A 20780-nucleotide genomic window follows, 5' to 3' on the forward strand; every position below is an offset into this window, starting at 1 on the left:
GCGGTGTTTTCGGGAGACTGACAAGTCGCGGCCGCGGGAGCAAGAGCGGGTGTGTTCGCCGGAATCCCCCGATCTCGGCGGTTCGCGCCGCCTTGTTGTTCGGGCTGCGTGGTCGCGGCACGGACGCGATCGATGGCGCTGCGCTCTCGCTCTGCCGTGGCGTTGCAACAAAGCATTGACGCTAAAGGATACAACGGGAACGTAGGGCGCGATGACGGCTCCCTGGCACTTCTGGATCGATCGCGGCGGCACCTTCACCGACGTCGTGGCGCGTAAGCCCGACGGCCAGCTGGTATCGGCAAAATTATTGTCGGAGGATCCCGAACGCTATGCCGACGCCGCGGTCGAGGCGATCCGGCGGCTGACCGGGGGCGGGGACGTTCCGCTTGCGCTGCGAATCGGCACGACCGTCGCGACCAATGCGTTGCTCGAGGGGAAGGGCGAGCCGACCGTCCTGGCGATCACGCGCGGGTTCGGAGATGCGCTGGTGATCGGCCATCAGGAACGCGCCGACATCTTTGCGCGCGACCTCGCGCGGCCCGCGCCGCTGTTCGCCCGCGTCGTGGAGGTCGACGAGCGGGTGATGGCGGATGGCGGGGTGGACCGGCCGCTCGATCGGGAGGCGGCGCGCGTCGGCCTGCAGGCCGCGTACGATGCGGGGTTGCGCTCGGTCGCGATCGTCCTGATGCACGGCTATCGGTTCACGGCGCATGAGACGACGCTGGTCGAAGTCGCGCAAGACATCGGCTTTACCCAGATTTCGGCCAGCCATCGGGTAGCGCCCGTGATCAAGCTGATCGGGCGTGGCGATACAACGCTGGTCGATGCGTATCTGTCCCCGGTGCTCGACCGCTATGTCGCGGGGCTGAGCGCGGCGCTCGGCCAGGGTGCCTTGTTCATGCAATCCTCGGGCGGGCTGGTCGACGGCGCGCATTTTCGCGGCAAGGATGCGATCCTGTCGGGGCCGGCGGGGGGGATCGTCGGCATGGCCGCGACCGCGCGCGCGGCGGGGTTCGACCGGATCATCGGCTTCGACATGGGCGGGACATCGACCGACGTGTCGCATTACGCAGGCACCTACGAACGCGAGACCGAGACGCTGATCGCGGGCACGCGGATCCGCGCGCCGATGCTGCGGATCCATACCGTGGCGGCGGGGGGCGGGTCGATCTGCCGGTTCGACGGGCAGCGGCTGCTGGTCGGGCCGGAGAGCGCGGGCGCGGTGCCGGGGCCGGCGTGTTATCGGCGGGGTGGCCCGCTGACGGTGACCGATTGCAACGTCCTGCTCGGCAAGTTGCAACCCGACTTCTTCCCCGCATTATTCGGCGCGCAGGGCGATCAGCCGCTCGACCGCGCGGCGGTGACCGCGCGGTTCGCGGACCTGCCGCTCGATCCGCAGGCCGCGGCCGAGGGCTTCGTCGCGGTCGCGGTCGCCAATATGGCGAATGCGATCCGCACGATCTCGGTCGCACGCGGGCATGACGTGACGCGCTACACGCTCGCGTGTTTCGGTGGCGCAGGGGGGCAGCATGCGTGCCTGGTCGCCGATGCGCTCGGGATGGACCGCGTGATGATCCATCCGCTCGCGGGGGTTCTCTCGGCTTACGGCATGGGGCTGGCGGACCGTCGCGAGCTGCGCGAACGGACGCTGGGCGTGCCGATCGACGACCATGCCGCGATCGATGCCGCATTCGCAGTGCTGGCGGAGGAGGCGCACCGCGCGCTCGCGGATCAGGGCGTCGCCGCGGGGGACATTGCGGTGGAGCGCCGCGTCCACCTGCGGCGCGGGCAGACCGAGCATACGATCGAGCTCGATTTCACGGATACCGCGACGATGGTGGCGGACTTCGACACCGCCTATCGCGCGCAGTTCGGTTTCACGACAGCACAGGGCCTGGTCGTCGATCGCCTCGTCGCCGAGGCCGTTGCCAAGAGCCCGGCGGTCGAGACGACGCTGATCGACCTCCCGCGCGACGCCGCCGCGCCGATGGCGATCGTGCCGGTCTATATGGCAGGCACGCTCCAGCAGGTGCCGGTGCTGGCGCGCGCGGGTTTGCCTGCGGGCTACGCGTTCGAAGGGCCTGCGCTGATCATCGATCCGGTCTCGACCACGGTCGTCGAGCCGGGCTGGCGGGTCCGCGTCGACGCGATCGGCAACCTGATCCTCGACCGCGCGGCGGCGCGGCAAACGGTACGGATCGGGACCGAAAGCGATCCCGCACGGCTCGCGATCTTCGCGGGCCTGTTCATGAGCATCGCGGAGGAAATGGGCGCGGCGCTGCAGCGCTCCGCCGCCTCGGTCAACATTCGCGAGCGGCTCGACTTCTCCTGCGCGCTGTTCGACGCGCGCGGCAATCTCGTCGCCAACGCGCCGCATATCCCGGTGCATCTCGGCTCGATGGGCGAAAGCATCCGCACGATCATCGCCGCGCGCGGCGCGCATGCGGACGGGCGGGGGATCCGGCGCGGCGATGCCTATGCGCTCAACGCGCCGTATCGCGGGGGTACGCATCTTCCCGACATCACGGTGATCCTGCCGGTCTTTGCGGAAGGGAGCGACGCGCCCGACGGGTTCGTCGCCGCGCGCGGGCATCATGCCGATGTCGGCGGGATCACGCCGGGATCGATGCCGCCCGACAGCGTCTCGGTCGAGCAGGAAGGCGTTCTGCTCGACGACGTGCTGGTGGTGGACGAGGGGCACTTTCGCGAGGCCGAGTTGCGCACCCTCTTCGCCAGCGGGCGCTATCCGGCGCGCAACGTCGACCAGAATATCGCCGATCTCGCGGCGCAACTCGCGGCCTGCGCGCGTGGGGCTGCCGGTCTGGCGCGGATCGCGGGCGAATATGGGGCGGATGTCGTCAGCGCCTATATGGAGCATGTCCAGATCAATGCCGACGCCGCCGCGCGTCGCCTGATCGCCGGTCTGCAGGACGGCAGCTTCGCCTATGAGATGGACGATGGCGCGGTGGTCCGCGTCGCGATCCGGGTCGACCGTGCGGCGCAGACGATGACGGTCGATTTCGCGGGAACGAGCGCGCAGCGGCCGAACAACTTCAACGCGCCGGTGTCGATCGTCCGCGCGGCGGTGCTGTATGTGCTGCGCGTTCTGATGGACGAGAGCGTCCCGCTCAACGACGGCTGCCTGCGCGGCGTGACGATCCTGGTGCCCGAAGGCTCGATGCTCAACCCGCGGTTCCCCGCCGCGGTGGTGGCGGGGAATGTCGAGACGAGCCAGGTCGTCACCGATGCGCTGTTCGGCGCGCTCGGCGCGATGGCGGCGAGCCAGGGGACGATGAACAACTTCACCTTCGGCGACGAAACCTACCAATATTACGAGACGGTCGCGGGCGGTTCGGGCGCGGGTGCCGGCTATGACGGCACGCCAGTCATCCAGTCGCACATGACCAACAGTCGGCTGACCGACCCGGAGATCTTCGAGACGCGCTTTCCGGTCCTGCTCGAGAAGTTCTCGATCCGGGCAGGGTCGGGCGGGGCGGGCGCGCACCGCGGCGGGGATGGCGGAACACGCCGCATCCGGTTCCTCGCGGACATGACCGCCTGCATTCTCGCCAATCGCCGCCGCGTGCCGCCGTTCGGACTGGAAGGCGGAGCCGAGGGCGAAGTGGGGTCCGCCAGGGTCGAGCGTGCCAATGGTGCGATCGAGCCGCTCGGATCGACCGCCAAGGTCGCCATGCGCAATGGCGACGTGTTCGTCATCGAAACCCCCGGCGGGGGCGGATTCGGAGGCGGTTGAATGCTCGTGCTCGCGGGAATCGGGGTAATCGTCGCGGGCTTTCTGCTGCGCTTCAATCCGTTGCTGGTCGTCGCGGTCTCGGCGCTGGTGACGGGGCTGGCGGCGGGGCTCGATCCGCTCGCGATCCTCGCGGCGTTCGGCAAGGCGTTCAACGCCAATCGCTTCGTCAGCGCGGTCTACATCGTGCTGCCGGTGATCGGCCTGCTCGAACGGCACGGCTTGCAGGAGCGCGCGCGCGGGGCGATCGCCGCGCTTAAAGGCGCGACGGTCGGGCGGTTGTTGATCGGCTATCTGCTGTTCCGCCAACTGACCTCGGCGCTTGGCCTGATTTCGATCGCCGGACCCGCACAAAGCGTCCGCCCGCTGGTCGCGCCGATGGCGGAAGCGGCGGCTGAGCGGCAGGGGCTTGCGCCCGGGGGCGATGCGATCCCGGCGATGGCGGCGGCGACCGACAATATCGGGCTGTTCTTCGGCGAGGACATCTTCATCGCGATCGGGTCGATCCTGCTGATGAAGGGGATCCTCGAAGGCTATGGCATCGTCATCCAGCCGCTGCATCTGTCGCTCTGGGCGCTTCCGACTGCGGTCGCCGCGCTGATAATTCACGGTGCGCGGCTGCTGTGGCTCGATCGCCGTCTGGCGCGGCGCGGATGATCGGCACGAATTTCATTTATGGCCTGGCCGGACTGGTGTTCGCGGTGTTCGCCGTGCTGGCGGCGACCGACCGGGGAAACCGCAAGCGTTTCGGCAATGCCGGTTTCTACGGTTTGCTCGCGGTGAGTTTCCTGCTCGGCGACCGGATCGGCGATATCGGCAATGGCGTGCTGGTCCTCGGCCTCGTCGCGATTGCGGGGACGGGTGCAATGGGACGGGGCGCACGCGCCACCACCGGCCCGGTCGAACGCCAGGCGGAATCGGAAAGGCGTGGCAACCGGCTGTTCCTCCCCGCCCTCGTGATTCCGGCGACCGCGCTGCTGGGCACGCTTGTCTTCAAGGCAATGCCCGCGCTGGTCGATCCGAAACAGATCACGCTGGTTGCGCTTGCCTGCGGCGTGATCCTCGCGCTCGCGGCGGGCTATGCGTGGTTCCGCGCGCGGCCCGCGACGCCGTTCGTCGAAGGGCTGCGCCTGATGGACAGCGTCGGCTGGGCGGCCGTGCTGCCGCAGATGCTCGCGAGCCTTGGTGCGGTGTTCGCGCTCGCGGGGGTCGGGCAGGTGGTCGGCGGGCTGGCGGGGGCGGCGATTCCGGACGGCAGCCTGATCGGCGCGGTGCTGGTCTATGCGCTCGGGATGACTGCGTTCACGATGGTGATGGGGAATGCGTTTGCGGCGTTCCCGGTGATGTTCGCCGCGGTCGGGATGCCGCTGCTGATCGGGCGGTTCCACGGCGATCCCGCGGTGATCGCGGCGATCGGGATGCTCGCGGGCTTCTGCGGCACGCTGATGACGCCGATGGCGGCGAACTTCAATCTCGTGCCCGCCGCCTTGCTCGACCTGAAGGACAAGGGCGCGGTGATCCGCGCGCAGGTGCCGACCGCGCTGCCGCTGCTCGGCGTGAACATCGCTCTCTTGTATTGGCTGGGATTCCGATGACGATGCTCGATTCCGTGACCGCCGAGCGCTTCGCCACGCTCACGCTCGGGCATCTGACGCGCGAATGGCCGTACAAGCTCGACCAGATCCTGACCGGGCCGGGCGATCTTGCCGCCCCGGCGATGCTGCATCCGATCTTCCACGGCAGCTTCGACTGGCACAGTTGCGTTCACGGCTGGTGGCAGGTGATGCGGCTCGCGCGGCTGTTCCCCGATATGGCCGCCACCGCCACAGTAGAGGCGCTTGCCGACCGGATGCTGGTGCCGGATCGCGTGGCGGGGGAAGTCGCCTATCTCGACCGGCCGATGACGGGCGGGTTCGAGCGGCCGTACGGCTGGGGCTGGCTGCTCGCACTCCACGCCGAACTCGCGCTTCGTCCCGACCGTCCCTGGGCCACCGCGCTGGAACCGCTCGCGCGGGCGTTTGCGGCGCGGTTCAAGGCGTATCTCCCCAAGCTCACTTATGCCGTGCGCAGCGGCAAGCATGACAGCACCGCGTTCGCGCTGATCCACGCGCTGCGCTGGGCGCGGACGCACGACTGGGAACTCGCCAGCCTGATCGAGGCGCGGGCGCGATCCTGGTTCGGCGCCGACCGGGACGCGCGGCCGTGGGAGCCGAGCGGCGAGGACTTTTTGTCCGCCACGCTGTGCGAAGCTGTCCTGATGCACGACGTGCTCGGCCGCGACGCAGGGGCGTGGCTCGCAGCATTCCTGCCGGATCCGGCGGGGGCAGCGGTCGCCTGCCTGCGCGTCCCCGCGATCGTCACCGATCGCCGCGATGGTCGTCTGGCGCATATCGACGGACTCAATCTGGCGCGGGCGTGGTGCTGGTACAGCCTTGCCGACGCCTTGCCCGATCCCGCGGCAACCAAGGCCGTCGCGCGGGCGCATCTGGACGCTGCGCTCCCGCATCTCGCCGACGATTACATGGGCGAGCATTGGCTCGCGACCTTCGCCCTGCTCGCGCTGACGGCCTGACGGAATAACCGTCGCCTTGGTTTGCGCGGCGCGCCGAGGCCTGCCCCGCGCTAAATCCGCGCGTTCCCGCTTCGAAGACCAACCCCCGCTATAATAAGCATGAACCCCAGGCAGCATGCCCGGGGGACAACCTTGCGAGGCGGACATGATTGCGACGATCAAGGTCCCAAGTTCCGTGACGGTGCGATCTGCGGCGACCTTCGCCGGAAGTCTCCTGGAGGCTGCCCGCTCCAATCGCGATGTCGCGATCGACCCCGAAGCGCTGGTCGAATGCGATCTGAGCTTCGTCCAGCTCGTCCTCGCGCTCCGCACGCATCTGGCGGGAGCGGGGGGCACCCTCAGACTAACCCGCCCGGCGGGTCCGGCGCTGTGCGCCCTGCTCGATCGCGCGGGTTTCGGCGCCCCGACGCCCGCCGACGCTCAATTCTGGTTCCACGGAGAACGGCCCCAATGACCGCCTCGATCCTCACCGTCGACGATTCACCGAGCCTGCGGATGGCCATCAAGATCGCGCTGACGGGGGCGGGCTATGCCGTCACCGAGGCCGGGGACGGATGCGAGGGCCTGCAAAAGGCGAGCGCCGGAACGTTCGACATGATCATCACCGACCTCAACATGCCCAATATGGACGGGCTGACGATGATCCGCGAGCTGCGCAAATCGGCGGCGCATTGCGGCACGCCGATCATCTTCCTGACCACGGAATCCGATGACTCGGTGAAGCAGGCGGCAAAGGCGGCGGGCGCGACTGGCTGGCTGGTCAAGCCGTTCGTCCCCGAACAGCTCATCAAGGTCGCGCGCAAGGTGCTCGGGCGATGACCGGGCAGGACCCGATCGCGGCGTTCCGGGTCGAGGCGGGCGAACTGCTCGAACAGATCGAGCAGGGGCTGCTCGATCTCGGCCACCGGCTCGACGATCGCGATCTGGTCGACGAAGTTTTCCGCGGCCTCCATACGCTCAAGGGCTCGGGCGCGATGTTCGGGTTCGACGCGCTCGCCGGGTTCACGCATCATTGCGAGACCGCGTTCGACCGCGTCCGCAAGGGACTGGCGCCCGCGACGCACGCGCTGGTCGCGGCGATCCTGTCGGCGAAGGACCATATGCGCGCGCTGATCGACGGCGACGGTGCGGGGTTGGAGGCAACGAGCGCGGCGATCCTCGCGCGGCTGCAGGCCGCGATCGACGACGGCGCGGACGGTGCGATCGCCGTGCCGGCCCCCGTCGAAGCCGGATGGTCCCTGTCGTTCCGGCTTCCTGCGGATGCGATGGCGAACGGCACCAACCCGCTGATGCTGCTCGACGAACTGCGCGCGCTGGGCGACTGCCGCATCGTCGCGCGGACCGACGCGATTCCGCCGCTTGCCGATCTCATCCCGACCGAATGCCATATCGGATGGGACGTCGAACTGCGTGGCGACGTGTCGCGCGGCGATATCGACGACGTGTTCATCTTCGTGATGGACGACATGGCGCTGAAGATCGAACCGCTGGTGTCGGTCGCGGTCGCCGATGCCACGCCGCCCGCCGGACCTGTCACCAACGCCCCCGCGCCCCTGTCCGAACCCACGCCGGCTACGGTGGCGCGGGTCGCCGTCGCACCGGGCGAGAGCGTCCGCGTTCCCGCCGAACGGCTCGACGAGCTGATGGACCGGGTCGGGGAACTCGTCATCGTCCAGAGCCGCCTCTCGCAAGTCGCCAAGAGTGGCGGCAGCGCCGACGATCTGGTCCTGCGCTCGATTTCGGAAGAGATCGAGCGGCTGGCGAGTGAATTGCGCGAGACGATGATGGTGCTGCGGATGGTGCCGGTCGCCACGCTGTTCGGCCGCTTCCGTCGGCTCGTCCACGATCTCGCGCGCGAAACGGGCAAGACGATCGAGCTCGCGACCGAGGGCGAGGCAACCGAGATCGACAAGACCGTGATCGAGCGGCTTGCCGATCCGATGATCCATCTGATCCGCAATGCCTGCGACCACGGCCTGGAAACGCCCGCGCAGCGCATCGCCGCGGGCAAGCCCGCAACGGGGCAGGTCCGGCTTTCGGCCTATCAGGCCGGCGGCGAGGTCGTCATCACCATCCGTGACGACGGCCGCGGGATCGATTGCGACCGCGTTCGCGCCAAGGCCGAAACGCAGGGGCTGGTCCAGCCCGGCCAGACGATGACCGAGCAGGAGACGCTCCAGCTCATCTTCCATCCCGGCTTCTCCACCGCGGCGCAGATCACCAACCTGTCGGGACGCGGCGTCGGGATGGACGTCGTCAAGCGTACGATCGAGAGCCTGCGCGGCGGCATCGACGTGACCAGCGTGGTGGGGCAGGGGTCGACCGTGGTGCTGCGCATCCCGTTGACGCTCGCGATCATCGACGGGTTGCTGATCCGCGTCGGCACCGGCCGCTATGTGATCCCGCTCGCCGCGGTCGAGGAATGTATCGAGCTCAGCCTCGAGGAGGATCTGCGCTCGCGCAGCCGCAGCTTCGTGACGTTGCGCGACCGGCTGGTGCCGTTCCTGCGCCTGCGCGAGATGTTCGACACCGGCACGCGGCCCGATCCGCACCAGAAGATCGTGGTCATCGCCACCGGCACGGAGCGCGTCGGGCTGGTCGTCGACCAGATCATCGGCAGCCACCAGACCGTGATCAAGCCGATGTCGCAACTCCACCGCGACGTCACGACCTTCGCCGGCGCGACCATCCTCGGCGACGGCGGGGTCGCGCTGATCCTCGACGCCGGGCAGCTCGTCGCGCTCGGCCAGCAGCAGGAGGAGCGGCTTCGCGCCGCTGCATAAGCCATGGACGGAAACCAGACCCAGTGGGACGCCGACGGCACGCTCGAAGTGCTGACCTTCAACCTGCAGGAAGAGACGTTCGCGCTCGAGGCGATGCTCGTCCGCGAGATCCTCGACTTGCTGCCCGAGACGCGCGTTCCCGGTGCCGACCCGCTCGTCGGCAGCATCGTCAACTTCCGGGGGCGGATCATCCCGATTACCGACCTGCGGCTCGCGTTCGGCATGCCCGCGGCGGAGGCGACGGTGGATAGCCGGATCGTCGTGATCGAGATCGACGCAGGCAGCGGTTGCATCCAGCTCGGCATCCGCACCGACAAGGTCCACGAGGTCGCGACGCTGCGGCAGGACGCAAGCGAGCAGCCCCCGGTGGTCGGCATGCGCTGGCGCCGGGAATTCGTGCGGGATCTTGTGCGGACGCCCAGGGGCGTCATCGTCATCCCGCGGCTCTCCGCGATCTTCGCCGACATCCTCGGCACGGATGTCTCTGCATATTCCGCCGCTTAACTCATCTCCGATCGATCGCCGCCGTCCCTTCAAATTTTGCGATACGCACAAGGAAGCTTTGCAATGGCCCTCACTCTCTTCGATCGCGTATCCTCCAGCGTCGTCATGGCCGAACTCGCCCGGCTCGAGGGCGCGATGGCAAGCGGCAACATCGCCGAGCGCGCCGATCTGTCCATCGCGCAGGGGCAAACCCAGGGCGTGCTGAGCGCGGTCAACCAGTTGCTCGACAAGGCGTTCCATCCGGTCACCGCGCTGGCTGGAAACATCGGCGTCATGTGCGCGCAGCACGACCAGGGCGACATCGACGTCGTCCTGCCGGAAGGGCATTTCCAGGGCGAGCTCGCGATCATGGCGAAGCGCGTGAACGACCTCGTCGGCAGCCACATCGCGGTGAAGAAGCTGGCGATGGCGTGCATCAAGGAATTCGGCGAGGGCAATTTCGAGGCACCGCTCGCGCAGCTTCCCGGCAAGAAGGCGTTCATCAACGCCACGATCGAGACGCTCCGCGGCAATCTCCAGGGGCTGATCTTCGAGATGCAGCACATGTCGAGCGAGCATGACAAGGGCGACATCGACGTCTTCGTCCCCGTCGACAAGTTCCGCGGCGACTTCGCCGTCATGGCGCAGGGCGTGAACGCGATGGTCGCGAGCCACATCGCGGTGAAGAAGAAGGCGATGGCGTGCATCAAGGAATTCGGCGAGGGCAATTTCGCAGCCCCGCTCGAGCAATTTCCCGGCAAGAAGGCGTTCATCAACGACACGATCGAGACGCTGCGCCGCAACCTTCGCGAGATCACGGAGGAAATCCAGCGCCTGATCGTCGCCTCCACCGCAGGCCATCTCAGCGAGCGCGGTGACGACAAGCGCTTCGTGGGGGATTTCGCCGCGCTGATCGCCGGCATCAACGGGATGCTCGACGCGATCCTGCTGCCGATTGCCGAAGGCAATCGCGTGCTCGACCTGGTCAGCACGGGGGACCTGGTGGAACGCGTCGACATCGCATGCGACGGCGGCCACCGACGCATGAAGGACGCGATCAACCTGCTGGTCGACAATCTGCGGCTGAGCGCCAATCTCGCCGACAAGATCGCCAATGGCGACCTCACCGTCACGCATCAGCCGCTGTCCGAGAAGGACATGCTGGGCCAGGCGCTGGTGCGGATGATCGAGCGGCTGCGCGGGGTCGTCGGCAATGCCAACGCCGCGGCCGACAACGTCTCGGCGGGCAGCCAGGAACTGTCGGCGAGCTCGGAGCAGGTGTCGCAGGGCGCCACCGAACAGGCCGCGGCCGCCGAGGAAGCGTCCGCATCGATGGAAGAGATGGCCTCCAACATCAAGCAGAACGCCGACAACGCCGCGCAGACCGAGAAGATGGCGCGGCAGTCCGCCAAGGACGCCGAAGCCAGTGGCGTCGCGGTCGACAGGGCGGTCGACGCGATGCGCACGATCGCGGCGAAGATCGGGATCGTCCAGGAAATCGCGCGCCAGACCGATCTGCTCGCGCTCAACGCCGCGGTCGAGGCGGCGCGCGCCGGCGAACATGGCCGCGGCTTTGCGGTGGTCGCGTCGGAAGTGCGCAAGCTGGCGGAGCGCAGCCAGGCCGCCGCTGCCGAGATCAGTGAAGTCTCGTGCGACACGGTCAAGGCGGCGACCGAGGCGGGCGAGATGCTGACCCGACTGGTCCCCAACATCCGCCGCACCGCAGAGCTCGTCGCGGAAATCAGTTCGGCCTGCCGCGAACAGGATATCGGCGCATCGCAGATCAACGAGGCGATCCAGCAGCTCGATCAGGTCACCCAGCAGAATGCCGGCGCTTCCGAACAGATATCGGATACGTCGGAGCAGCTGGCGGAGCAGGCGGTCGAGCTCCAGGCGAGCATCGCCTTCTTCCGGGTGAGCGAAACGGTCGCGCAGCGCCCCGCCGCTGCCGCGCCCGCCGCAGCGGCGGCGCGGCGTGTCCCGGTGCGCAACGTCGCGGCGAAAAAGCCGACGCTGCGGCCCAAGGTCAATTCGATCGCGCATCAGAAGGCCCGTGTGAACGGCTTCGCGCTCGACCTCGCGATCGGCGGCCCGGACGAAGAGGACGCCGCATTCGACGCCCAGGCGGCATGACCGCCGCCCGCGAGATCCAGGCCGTCACCTTCGGGCTGGGGGCGGAAACCTTTGCGGTGCCGGTCACGCTGGTCCGCGAGATCCTCGACTATCGGACGCCGTTCCACATCCCCAATGGCCCGGACTATCTGCTCGGCCTCATCGACATGCGCGGCGAGGGCGTGACGACGATCGACTTCCGCCTGCGGCTCGGCCTGCCGCCGGCGGCGGCGACGCCGAATACGCGGATTCTGGTGGTCGACGTCCCTGTCGGCGATCGCGTGCTGGTGCTCGGCCTCGTCGTCGATCGCGTGATCGAGGTCAGCACCTTCGACGTCGACCGGATCGGCGCAGCGCCGGACATCGGCGTGCGCTGGCCGTCCGAGTATATCGCGGGCGTGATCAAGCGCGCGGACGGGTTCGTCGTGCTGGTCGATGTGACGCGGATTTTCTCGAACGCGGAGGTCGACCGCATCGCGCCGTCCGCGCTCGCCGCCTGATCGCGGGCGTTGGGGCGCACCGCCCCGCGCCAGCGCGCTTCGCCAGAATTTCACCGTCGGCAGTTCTGCCCCGATATCGGATCCCGCTCTTGGCCCTTTCCGCCCCGCTATCGTCCCCCGGCCCCGACCGGATGAGCCAACGCCATTTCGATCGGCTGGCGGCGTACATCTTCGACTATTCGGGCATCAAGATGCCGGCGGCCAAGCAGACGATGCTGGAGGGCAGGCTTCGCCGGCGGCAGCGGATGGTCGGCGCCGAGACGCTCGACGCCTATTGCGACTATGTCTTTGCCGGCGACAATCTGGCGGACGAGGGTCTGTACCTGATCAACTCGATCACGACGAACAAGACCGATTTCTTTCGCGAGCCGGTTCACTTCGACTATCTCCGCAGCGTGGTGCTGCCAGACTTCGTGGCGCGCAGCGTGGCGGCGATCCGCGTCTGGAGCGTCGCCTGTTCGACCGGGCCGGAGCCCTACACGCTGGCGATGGAGCTTGACGATTTCGCCGGCAGGCACGGCGGCCCGTCCTATGGCATCCTCGCGACCGATCTCGACACCGACGTGCTCGAGACGGCCCGCGCGGGGATCTACCCGTCGGAGCTGATGGAGCCCGTGCCGATGGCGATGCTGCACAAATATGTGCGGGCATCGCGCGACCCGGCGCGCAGCGATGTCCGGATCGTCCCGGGGCTGCGCAGCGCGATCGGCTTCGCGCGCCTCAACCTGATGGACGAGCGCTATCCGGTGGGCGCGCCGATGGACGTGATCTTCTGCCGCAATGTGCTGATCTATTTCGACAAGCCCACGCAGCGGCGGGTGGTGTCGCAACTCGCCGACCGGCTCGCACCGGGCGGCTATCTGTTTCTGGGCCATTCCGAATCGATTTCCGGGCTCGACTTGCCCCTGGTGCAGGTCGCCAACACCGTGTTCCAGCGAGACGACCGATGACGCCCAGGAAAAAGATCCGCGTCCTCATCGTCGATGATTCGGCGATCGTCCGCCAGACGATGACCGCGATCCTCGAAGAGGATCCCGACATCGAAGTCATGGCGACCGCGGCCGATCCGTTCACCGCGGCGCGCCGGATGGAAAAGGAAATTCCCGATGTCATCACGCTCGACGTCGAGATGCCGCGGATGGATGGCATCACCTTCCTGCGCAAGCTGATGGCGCAGCACCCGGTGCCGGTGGTGATGTGCTCGTCGCTGACCGAGGAAGGATCGGAGACGCTGCTCCAGGCGATGGAGGCGGGTGCGGTCGACGTGATCCTCAAGCCGCGCGTCGGCGTCGCCGATCACCTTACCGAGCATCATCTCCAGATTCGCGACGTCGTGAAGGCTGCGGCGCGCGCACGCGTCCGTGGCGGCGTGATGCGCGCGGCGCGGCCGCTCGTCCCCGAACAGAAGCTCACCGCCGACGCGGTGTTGCCGCCGCCTTCGGGCCGCCCGATGAGCCGGACGACCGAGATGGTGGTGTGCCTCGGCGCATCGACCGGCGGCACCGAGGCACTGCGCGCGGTGCTCGAGGTGCTGCCGGCGGATTCGCCCGGAATCGTGATCGTCCAGCACATGCCGGAGCATTTCACGCGCGCGTTCGCGGCGCGGCTGAACACGTTGTGCGAGGTCGACGTGAAGGAAGCGGTCGACGGCGACCCGGTGCTGCGCGGGCATGTCCTGATCGCGCCCGGCGGCCGCCACATGATGCTCGAGCGCCAGGGCGCGCGCTATTACGTGTCGGTGCGCGACGGGCCTTTGGTCTCGCGCCACCGGCCCTCGGTCGACGTGCTGTTCCGATCGGCCGCGCGGGCGGCGGGCTCGAACGCGGTCGGCGTTATCATGACCGGCATGGGGGACGACGGCGCGCGCGGCCTGCTCGAGATGAAGCAGGCCGGCGCGACCACCTTCGCGCAGGATGAGGCGAGTTCGATCGTGTTCGGCATGCCCAAGGAGGCGATCGCGCGCGGCGGCGCGGACCGCGTGGTTCCGCTCGGCGCAATCGCGCGCGAAATGCTCGCGGCAGCGGCGCGGTGAACAAAAGGGTGGGCACGGCATGATACACGCGACGATAGAATGCACCGGTGCGAGCCCGATCGGCGGGAAGCATGGCGACATGGCGCGCTGGGCGGAGGCACTCGCCACGGTCGCGCGCGACATCGATTCGCGTTTTGTCGAGGCGGGCGAGGCGCTGGCCGGAGCGTATGGCATCGTCGAGCGGATCGTCGCGTCGCTGGAAGCGGTCTCGCAAGCGCTCGAAGGCGAGGCCGTGACGCGGGCCGTGGCGGACATGCATGCCATAGCCGACCGCCTGACGCAGTTGCCGTCCACGCAGGTAACGCGTCAGGCGGCGCTGGTCACGATCGGGGGCTCGGGGACGGCGCTGCGCAATCCGCTCGCCCGGTTTGACCGGACGCTGCGATTTCTCAGGATTTGCGGACTGAACATCAAGGTTGCGGCGGCCGGTGCGGACGGTTTCGGCGGTTTTGCCGACATGATGATCGATCGGCTCGATGTCGCCGAAACGGAAATGCGCAGCTTCGCCATGCAGCTCGAAACCGTCACGCGCGGCGTCGCTGCCGCGCAGGCAGCCGAGCAGAGCCTTGCGCGCGAGAGCGCCCGGGTCATTCCGGAGGTTCCGCGCCGGCTGTCGCGCGACGCGCTTGCGCTACAGGAGGAGCAGGCCAGCGCGGGCATCCTCGCGAACCGGATCGTCGATGCGGCGCGGGAGGTCCGCGGCAAGATCGCAACCGCGATCGGTGCGTTGCAGATCGGCGATATCACACGGCAGCGGCTCGAGCATGTCGTCGCCGGGCTCGTCGCCCTGCAGGCGCTGGCGGCGCCCGCGCCCGACGAGACGGTGCAGGCCCATGTGCTGGCGTTGCTGGCGGCGCAGGCAACCGACACGACCGCGGATTTCGAACGCGAGGCCGCGCTTCTGACGCAGACGCTGCGAGACGTTGGGCCGCATGCGACCGCGCTGATCGCGCTGACCGGGGATCGCTCCCCTTCGGCGAGTGGTTCCACCCCGGGCGATGCGCCGCTGGAGCTGCTCGAGCAGAGCATCGACGAGGTTCGCGCACTGGCGGGCCGGTTGCAGGAAGCGGATGCGATCTCGGATCGGATCGGCAGTGCGACGCTGGTGACCGCGGAGGCGCTCGCGCAGCGGCTGCTGGTCATTCAGCGCGTCACCCTCGACGTCCAGCAAATGGCGTGGAACACCGATTTGCGCAGCCGCCCGATGGGGGATGCCGGCCGCGGGCTTGGAGCCGTGGCCCTGGAAATCCGCAACTTCTCGCTCGAGCTCGAGCGATTCTCGGCAGACATCGCCGCGATGTGCGGACAGATTACCGGCGCGGCGCAAGCGATGCACGCCGTCCAGACCGGAACGACGCGCGTGGACGTGAGCCACGCGCTCGACGTCTCGCTCCAGTGCGTGCGCGACGGCGGTCGCATCGTTCGCGAAGGGCTCTTCGGGCTCGAGGTGGAAGCGTCCGAGCTCAACGACTTCGTAGATCAGACGGCGCGGAACATCGCATGCGATACCGCTTTCGGCAGCGTGCTGGCATCGACGAGCGCGGCGCTTGCGGACGCCGGGTCGCCGATCGCGGCCCTCGACGAGGCACCTCCCGAGCTTTCGGTCGTGCTCGCGCAGATTGCCGCGACATACTCGATGGCGCGAGAGCGCGACGTCCATCAGCGCTTCGCGATGACCCCGGCCGAGGCCATGATGCCGCCTACGATCGGTCTCGCGGCAAGCGACGACGACGAGGACGATGACGGGCTGTTCTGATGTCCTTCGCCGGGTAAGGGCGTCGCCCGTCGGGGGATGCGACGCTGGCAGCTATCCCGTCGCGGTTCGCGCCGGATCCAGATGGCGCGGCGATGATCCGCCCCGCGCGAAGCTCCTTACGAACTTGCCAACGAAGGGGTATCCACTCATGATTCCTGACACCGACGTCGCGTTTGACAGGACGGTTTGCGGGAACCGATAGCCGTGCCGAAATGTACGGCCATAATGCCCAGGCGATCCTGCTCCGAGCTTCTTGAATGGACCGATTCGTATGGGCGTGACGTCATCCCGCGGGAATCCGCCCCAGCCGGAGCGGGGGCAGCCGTCCGTCGCCGCGACGCATCCGCTCCTCGACGTTCGCGCGCTGGGGAAATCGGTGCCTGGCCCACGCCGGCTGTTCCGCCATCTCGACCTCGCGGTTTCGGCGGGCGAACTCGTCGCGATCATCGGGGAGTCCGGCGTGGGCAAGTCCACGCTGCTCAACATCCTCGCCGGGCTCGATGACGCGGACGAGGGCAGCGTGACGATCGACGGAAAGGACCTCGGTACGCTCGACGAAACCGCGCGCACGCGGCTTCGCCGGGAGCGGATCGGCTTCGTGTTCCAGGCCTTCCATATCCTGCCCTATCTGACCCTGCGCCAGAACATCGCCTTGCCGCTGGCGCTCGTATCGCCCGATGCGGCGGCGGCGGACGTGCGAGCGGAGGCGATGCTCGACGCGGTCGGTCTCGCAGGACGGGGCGAAGGGTATGCGCGCGACCTGTCGGGCGGCGAACTGCAACGCGTCGCCATCGCGCGGGCGCTGGTCCACCGCCCGGCGCTGATCCTCGCGGACGAGCCGACCGGGAATCTCGACCCCGAGACGGCGGCGCGCGTGCTGGCGCTGTTCGCCGACGCGGTGCGCGGCAATGGCGCAGCCGGGGTCATGGTCACGCATTCCGAGGCAAGCGCCGCGATCGCCGATCGGGTGCTGACGCTCGGTGCCGAGGGTCTGGTCGACCGGCGTGGCTGAGACCGCCGGGCTCTTCTCGGGCAGGCGCGCGCTCGCCTGGTTGATCGGTGGGGAGTGGCGGTTCCATCCGGCGCGTTTCCTGACGACCGCGATCGCGATCGCGGTCGGCGTCGCGCTGGGGTTCGCCGTCCATCTCGTCAACGGCTCCGCGCTGGCGTCGTTCGACGGGGCAATGCGCGGCGTCAGCGGGGCGGCGGAGCTGTCGATCCGCGCGACCAGTCCGCTCGGCTTCGACGAGCGCGTGTATCCGCGGGTCGCGCTGGCGCAAGGGGTTGCCGATGCCAGCCCGGTCGTCAGTCTCGATGCGCGGATCGGTCGCGTCCGGCTGACCTTGCTGGGCGTGGACGTGATCCGCGCCGCGGGCGTGACGCCGTCCCTGATCGGCCTGCGGCCGGCTGGTCCCGACACGGGCAACGACACCGCGCTCGACGAATCCGCGCTCTTCCTCTCGCGACAGGCGCTGGCCCGGACCGGCGCGCGCGTCGGCGCGACGGTGCAGGTCGTCGCGAACGGCAGGACGGTGCCGCTGCGGATTGCGGGCACGCTACCAGCCACCGAGGATGCGGCGGTCGGCGTGATCGACATCGCGGGCGCGCAGTGGCGGTTCGGCAGGCTCGGGCGGATCGATCGGCTGGATCTCGCGCTGTCCGATCGTGCCGCGGCGGAGGCGGCGTTGCGCACGCTGCTGCCTGCGGATGCCGTGCTTTCCACCGCGGCGGCGCAGAACGCGCAGGGCGATGCGCTGTCGCGGGCGTATCGCGTAAACCTCGACATGCTCGCGCTCGTCGCGCTGCTGACCGGCGGGTTCCTCGTCTATTCGGCGCAGTCGCTGTCGGTGGTCCGCCGGCAACGCGCGTTCGCGCTGCTCCGCACGCTGGGGATGCCGCGCGGCGGCGTCATCGCGGCGGTGGTCGTCGAAGGTCTGGTGATCGGTCTCGTCGGGTCGGCCGTGGGTCTGCTGGCGGGTTATTGCTTGGCATGGGCGGCGCTGCACTGGTTCGGTGGCGATCTTGGTGCGGGGTATTTCGGCGGGAGCAGCGCGCGCGTCGTGTTCCAGCCATGGGCAGCCTCCGGCTTCTTTCTCCTCGGCCTGCTGGCGGCGCTCCTCGGAAGCGCTTTGCCCGCCCGCGTCGCCGCGCGCGCCGCCCCGGCGGCAGCGCTGAAGAACGCGGGCGACGTGATCGATCCACGGCGTCCGGTCGCGTGGTGGCCTGCCGCGGTCCTGCTGGCGGCGGGTGCTGGCGTATCGCTGTTGCCGGCGATCGCGGGGCTTCCGCTGTTCGGCTTCGTCGGCATGGCGCTGATGCTGACGGGCGGCGTGGCGGGCGTGCCGTGGTTTGCGCGGACATTGCTCACCCCCTTGGCGCGACGGGGCAGGGGCAGTGTGCCGCGCCTGCTCGCGGTGCGCCACCTGCACGGCGCGCCCGGGGAGGCGGCGACCGCATTGTGCGGGATCGTCGCCTCGACCGCGCTGATGATCGCCATGGCGACGATGGTGACGAGCTTCCGGGGAGCAGTCGACGACTGGCTCGGCGACGTCCTCGGGGCGGACCTGTACGCCCGAACCACGGGGGGCGCCGCGTTCGACCCCGCCACGCGGGCCCGCCTGTCGGCGACGCCCGGCATCGCGACGGTCGCGTTCAGCCGCCAGTTGCCGCTGACCATCGCCGCCGACCGTCCACCGGTCAGCCTGATCGCGCGGCCCGAACGCGGCGGTCGCGATCCGTTGCTGGTGCTGATCAAGCGTGCCGCATCCGTGCCCGCCGGTGTCTTGCCGGTCTGGGTGTCGGAACCCGCTGAGCGCCTGTACGGCTGGGAGCCGGGGGCGACGATCACCTTGCCGATCGCGGGTCGCACGCGCTTCTTCGTTGCCGGGGTCTGGCGCGATTACGGGCGGCAGGCGGGTGCCGTGCTGGTCGACGAAGCCGACTACCAGCGTCTGACCGGGGACGATCGTCGCGACGAGATTTCGGTGATCGCCAAACCGGGTCAGGACGTCGACCGGATCGCCGCAGGCCTGACCGCGCGGCTTCCCGTCGCGCTGCGCGACCAGGTCGAGATCACCCGGCCAGCGACGCTGCGCCGGTTTGCGCTCAAGCTGTTCGACCGCAGCTTTGCGGTGACCTATCTGCTGGAGGCGGTGGCGATCCTGGTCGGGCTCGCGGGGGTGGCGGCGACGATGTCCGCGCAGACGATTGCGCGCGAACGCGAGTTCGGGATGCTGCGCCACCTCGGCCTGACGCGCCGCCAGCTGACATCGATGCTGGCAACCGAGGGGGCGATCGTTGGTCTTACGGGCGCGCTAGCCGGGATCGGGCTAGGACTGGTGCTGGCGCAGGTGTTGATCCACGTCATCAATCCCCAGTCGTTCAACTGGACGATGACGACGCGCGTGCCGATCGGCACGCTGGTCAGCGTTGCGGCGGCACTGACCGGCGCGGCGGCGGCGACCGCTGTTCTGGCGGGGCGGCGCGCGACCGCCCGAAGTGCGATCCAGTCGGTTCGGGAGGATTGGTGATGCGGCGACCCACACTGTTGACCGGGTGGCTCGCCGCCATCGCCGTCGCCGCGCCGGCGGCCACGCCGTATCCGCAAGTCCGCCCCGGGATCGTCCTGCGCTTTCCCCTGGACCATGGCGCGCACCCGGCGTTCCGGACCGAATGGTGGTACGTCACCGGCTGGCTCAGGACCGACGATGGCAAGGATCTCGGGTTTCAGGTGACCTTCTTCCGGACTCGCCCGCCGGTGGCTGCGGGCAACCCGAGCCGGTTCGCGGCGAGCCAGGTGCTCTTCGCCCACGCCGCGCTATCCGATCCGGCGACCGGGCGGTTGTTGCACGGCGAGCGCGCCGCACGGCAGGGCTTTGGCCTTGCCTCGGCCCGGATGGGCGATGCGGACGTTGCCATTCGCGACTGGCGGCTCCGGCGCGTCGCGGACGGGCGCTGGCAGACCGCGGTGGTGGCCGAGGGGTTCAAGCTCGCGCTGACGTTCAGGCCCACGCAGTCGCCGCTGCCGCAGGGGCAGGGCGGGTACAGCCGCAAGGGTCCTCAGGCGGAGGAAGCGAGCTATTATTATTCGATTCCGCATCTGCAGGTCTCCGGGCGGGTCGATCGCGGCGGGCGGAGCGCGGTCGTCACGGGCGAAGCGTGGCTCGATCGCGAATGGTCGTCGAATTACCTGGCACCCGCCGCGCAGGGCTGGGACTGGACCGGGCTCAACTTCGATGACGGATCAGCGCTGATGGCGTTCAGGATCCGGCGCAAGGGCGGCGGCACGGTGTGGGCGGGGGGCGCGCTGCGTCGGCCCGACGGCAGGACGGTGGCGCTCGGGCGTTCGGACGTGGCCTTCCGACCAATCGCCGTGTGGCGGAGCCGCGCTACGGGTGCCGCATATCCCGTCTCGCAGGAGCTTAGTATTCGCGTGCACGGCAAGGTCACGACGCGCCGACTGACGCCGATGTTCGCGGCGCAGGAACTCGATGCGCGCCGGAGCGGGCTTCCCGTCTATTGGGAGGGCGCCGTGCGGACGCCTGGCGGCCGTGGCTATCTGGAACTGACCGGCTACGATCGTCCGCTCGCGATGTAGCCGCTGTGCGCGCGGCGGACGGTAATCGCGGTAGCGAAGCGCCATGCCTTTGGGTGGTTTTGTAACCCCGACCGACGTTCGAACGTGTCGCACGGTCCATTGCGACGTTGCCGCCGGCTGGCCCGAGCTGGCGGGAGTCGGGTCGGTTTGGGCTGATACGGAGCCCCGCCTTCGCGGGTCCTCGCGCCACAAAG

The 20780-nt window shown here is 68.9% G+C and carries 16 protein-coding genes; all 16 read left to right on the forward strand.

Annotated elements, in window-relative coordinates; genetic code table 11:
* Positions 1-211: 211 nt before the first annotated feature.
* Positions 212-3754, forward strand: a complete 3543-nt coding sequence (locus RH91_RS10175; protein ID WP_010162619.1) for a hydantoinase B/oxoprolinase family protein — start codon at positions 212-214, stop codon at positions 3752-3754.
* Positions 3755-4408 carry a DUF969 domain-containing protein gene (locus tag RH91_RS10180; RefSeq protein WP_010162620.1) on the forward strand — a complete coding sequence of 218 codons (654 nt, stop codon included), beginning with the start codon at positions 3755-3757 and terminating at the stop codon, positions 4406-4408.
* Positions 4405-5346 carry a DUF979 domain-containing protein gene (locus RH91_RS10185; RefSeq protein ID WP_010162621.1) on the forward strand — a complete coding sequence of 314 codons (942 nt, stop codon included), beginning with the start codon at positions 4405-4407 and terminating at the stop codon, positions 5344-5346. Before RH91_RS10180 ends, RH91_RS10185 begins: the two co-directional genes overlap by 4 nt.
* A complete protein-coding gene (locus RH91_RS10190) occupies positions 5343-6323 on the forward strand; it encodes a DUF2891 domain-containing protein (protein ID WP_029623758.1) in 981 nt (326 codons plus the stop codon). Before RH91_RS10185 ends, RH91_RS10190 begins: the two co-directional genes overlap by 4 nt.
* A 145-nt stretch (positions 6324-6468) precedes the next feature.
* Entirely contained in the window at positions 6469-6777 is a 309-nt protein-coding gene (locus RH91_RS10195) for an STAS domain-containing protein (RefSeq protein ID WP_010162623.1), read from the forward strand.
* Entirely contained in the window at positions 6774-7142 is a 369-nt protein-coding gene (locus tag RH91_RS10200; protein WP_010162624.1) for a response regulator, read from the forward strand. The genes RH91_RS10195 and RH91_RS10200 overlap by 4 nt, the downstream gene beginning before the upstream one ends.
* Entirely contained in the window at positions 7139-9106 is a 1968-nt protein-coding gene (locus RH91_RS10205; protein WP_010162625.1) for a chemotaxis protein CheA, read from the forward strand. The genes RH91_RS10200 and RH91_RS10205 overlap by 4 nt, the downstream gene beginning before the upstream one ends.
* Before the next feature lie 3 nt (positions 9107-9109).
* Positions 9110-9610, forward strand: coding sequence for a chemotaxis protein CheW (locus RH91_RS10210; RefSeq protein ID WP_010162627.1), 501 nt, complete (start codon positions 9110-9112; stop codon positions 9608-9610).
* A 105-nt stretch (positions 9611-9715) separates the two neighbouring features.
* Positions 9716-11722 carry a methyl-accepting chemotaxis protein gene (locus RH91_RS10215; protein ID WP_010162628.1) on the forward strand — a complete coding sequence of 669 codons (2007 nt, stop codon included), beginning with the start codon at positions 9716-9718 and terminating at the stop codon, positions 11720-11722.
* Complete coding sequence (locus tag RH91_RS10220; protein ID WP_010162629.1) at positions 11719-12201, forward strand: chemotaxis protein CheW; 483 nt, start codon at positions 11719-11721, stop codon at positions 12199-12201. Before RH91_RS10215 ends, RH91_RS10220 begins: the two co-directional genes overlap by 4 nt.
* A gap of 131 nt (positions 12202-12332) precedes the next feature.
* Positions 12333-13151, forward strand: a complete 819-nt coding sequence (locus tag RH91_RS10225; protein WP_010162630.1) for a CheR family methyltransferase — start codon at positions 12333-12335, stop codon at positions 13149-13151.
* Entirely contained in the window at positions 13148-14233 is a 1086-nt protein-coding gene (locus RH91_RS10230; protein WP_010162631.1) for a protein-glutamate methylesterase/protein-glutamine glutaminase, read from the forward strand. The genes RH91_RS10225 and RH91_RS10230 overlap by 4 nt, the downstream gene beginning before the upstream one ends.
* 19 nt (positions 14234-14252) lie before the next feature.
* Positions 14253-15989 (forward strand): hypothetical protein, encoded by a 1737-nt coding sequence (locus RH91_RS10235; protein WP_010162632.1) that lies wholly within the window; start codon positions 14253-14255, stop codon positions 15987-15989.
* Between the two features lie 376 nt (positions 15990-16365).
* Positions 16366-17001 carry an ABC transporter ATP-binding protein gene (locus tag RH91_RS10240; protein WP_232283476.1) on the forward strand — a complete coding sequence of 212 codons (636 nt, stop codon included), beginning with the start codon at positions 16366-16368 and terminating at the stop codon, positions 16999-17001.
* The gene (locus RH91_RS10245; RefSeq protein ID WP_029623761.1) at positions 16994-19519 is read left to right on the forward strand and encodes an FtsX-like permease family protein; all 2526 of its coding nucleotides are present in this window, start codon (positions 16994-16996) and stop codon (positions 19517-19519) included. The genes RH91_RS10240 and RH91_RS10245 overlap by 8 nt, the downstream gene beginning before the upstream one ends.
* Positions 19519-20586, forward strand: a complete 1068-nt coding sequence (locus RH91_RS10250) for a lipocalin-like domain-containing protein (RefSeq protein ID WP_029623762.1) — start codon at positions 19519-19521, stop codon at positions 20584-20586. Before RH91_RS10245 ends, RH91_RS10250 begins: the two co-directional genes overlap by 1 nt.
* Positions 20587-20780 lie beyond the last annotated feature (194 nt).

The organism is Sphingomonas sp. PAMC 26617, from assembly GCF_000242835.1.
Lineage (GTDB): Bacteria > Pseudomonadota > Alphaproteobacteria > Sphingomonadales > Sphingomonadaceae > Sphingomonas.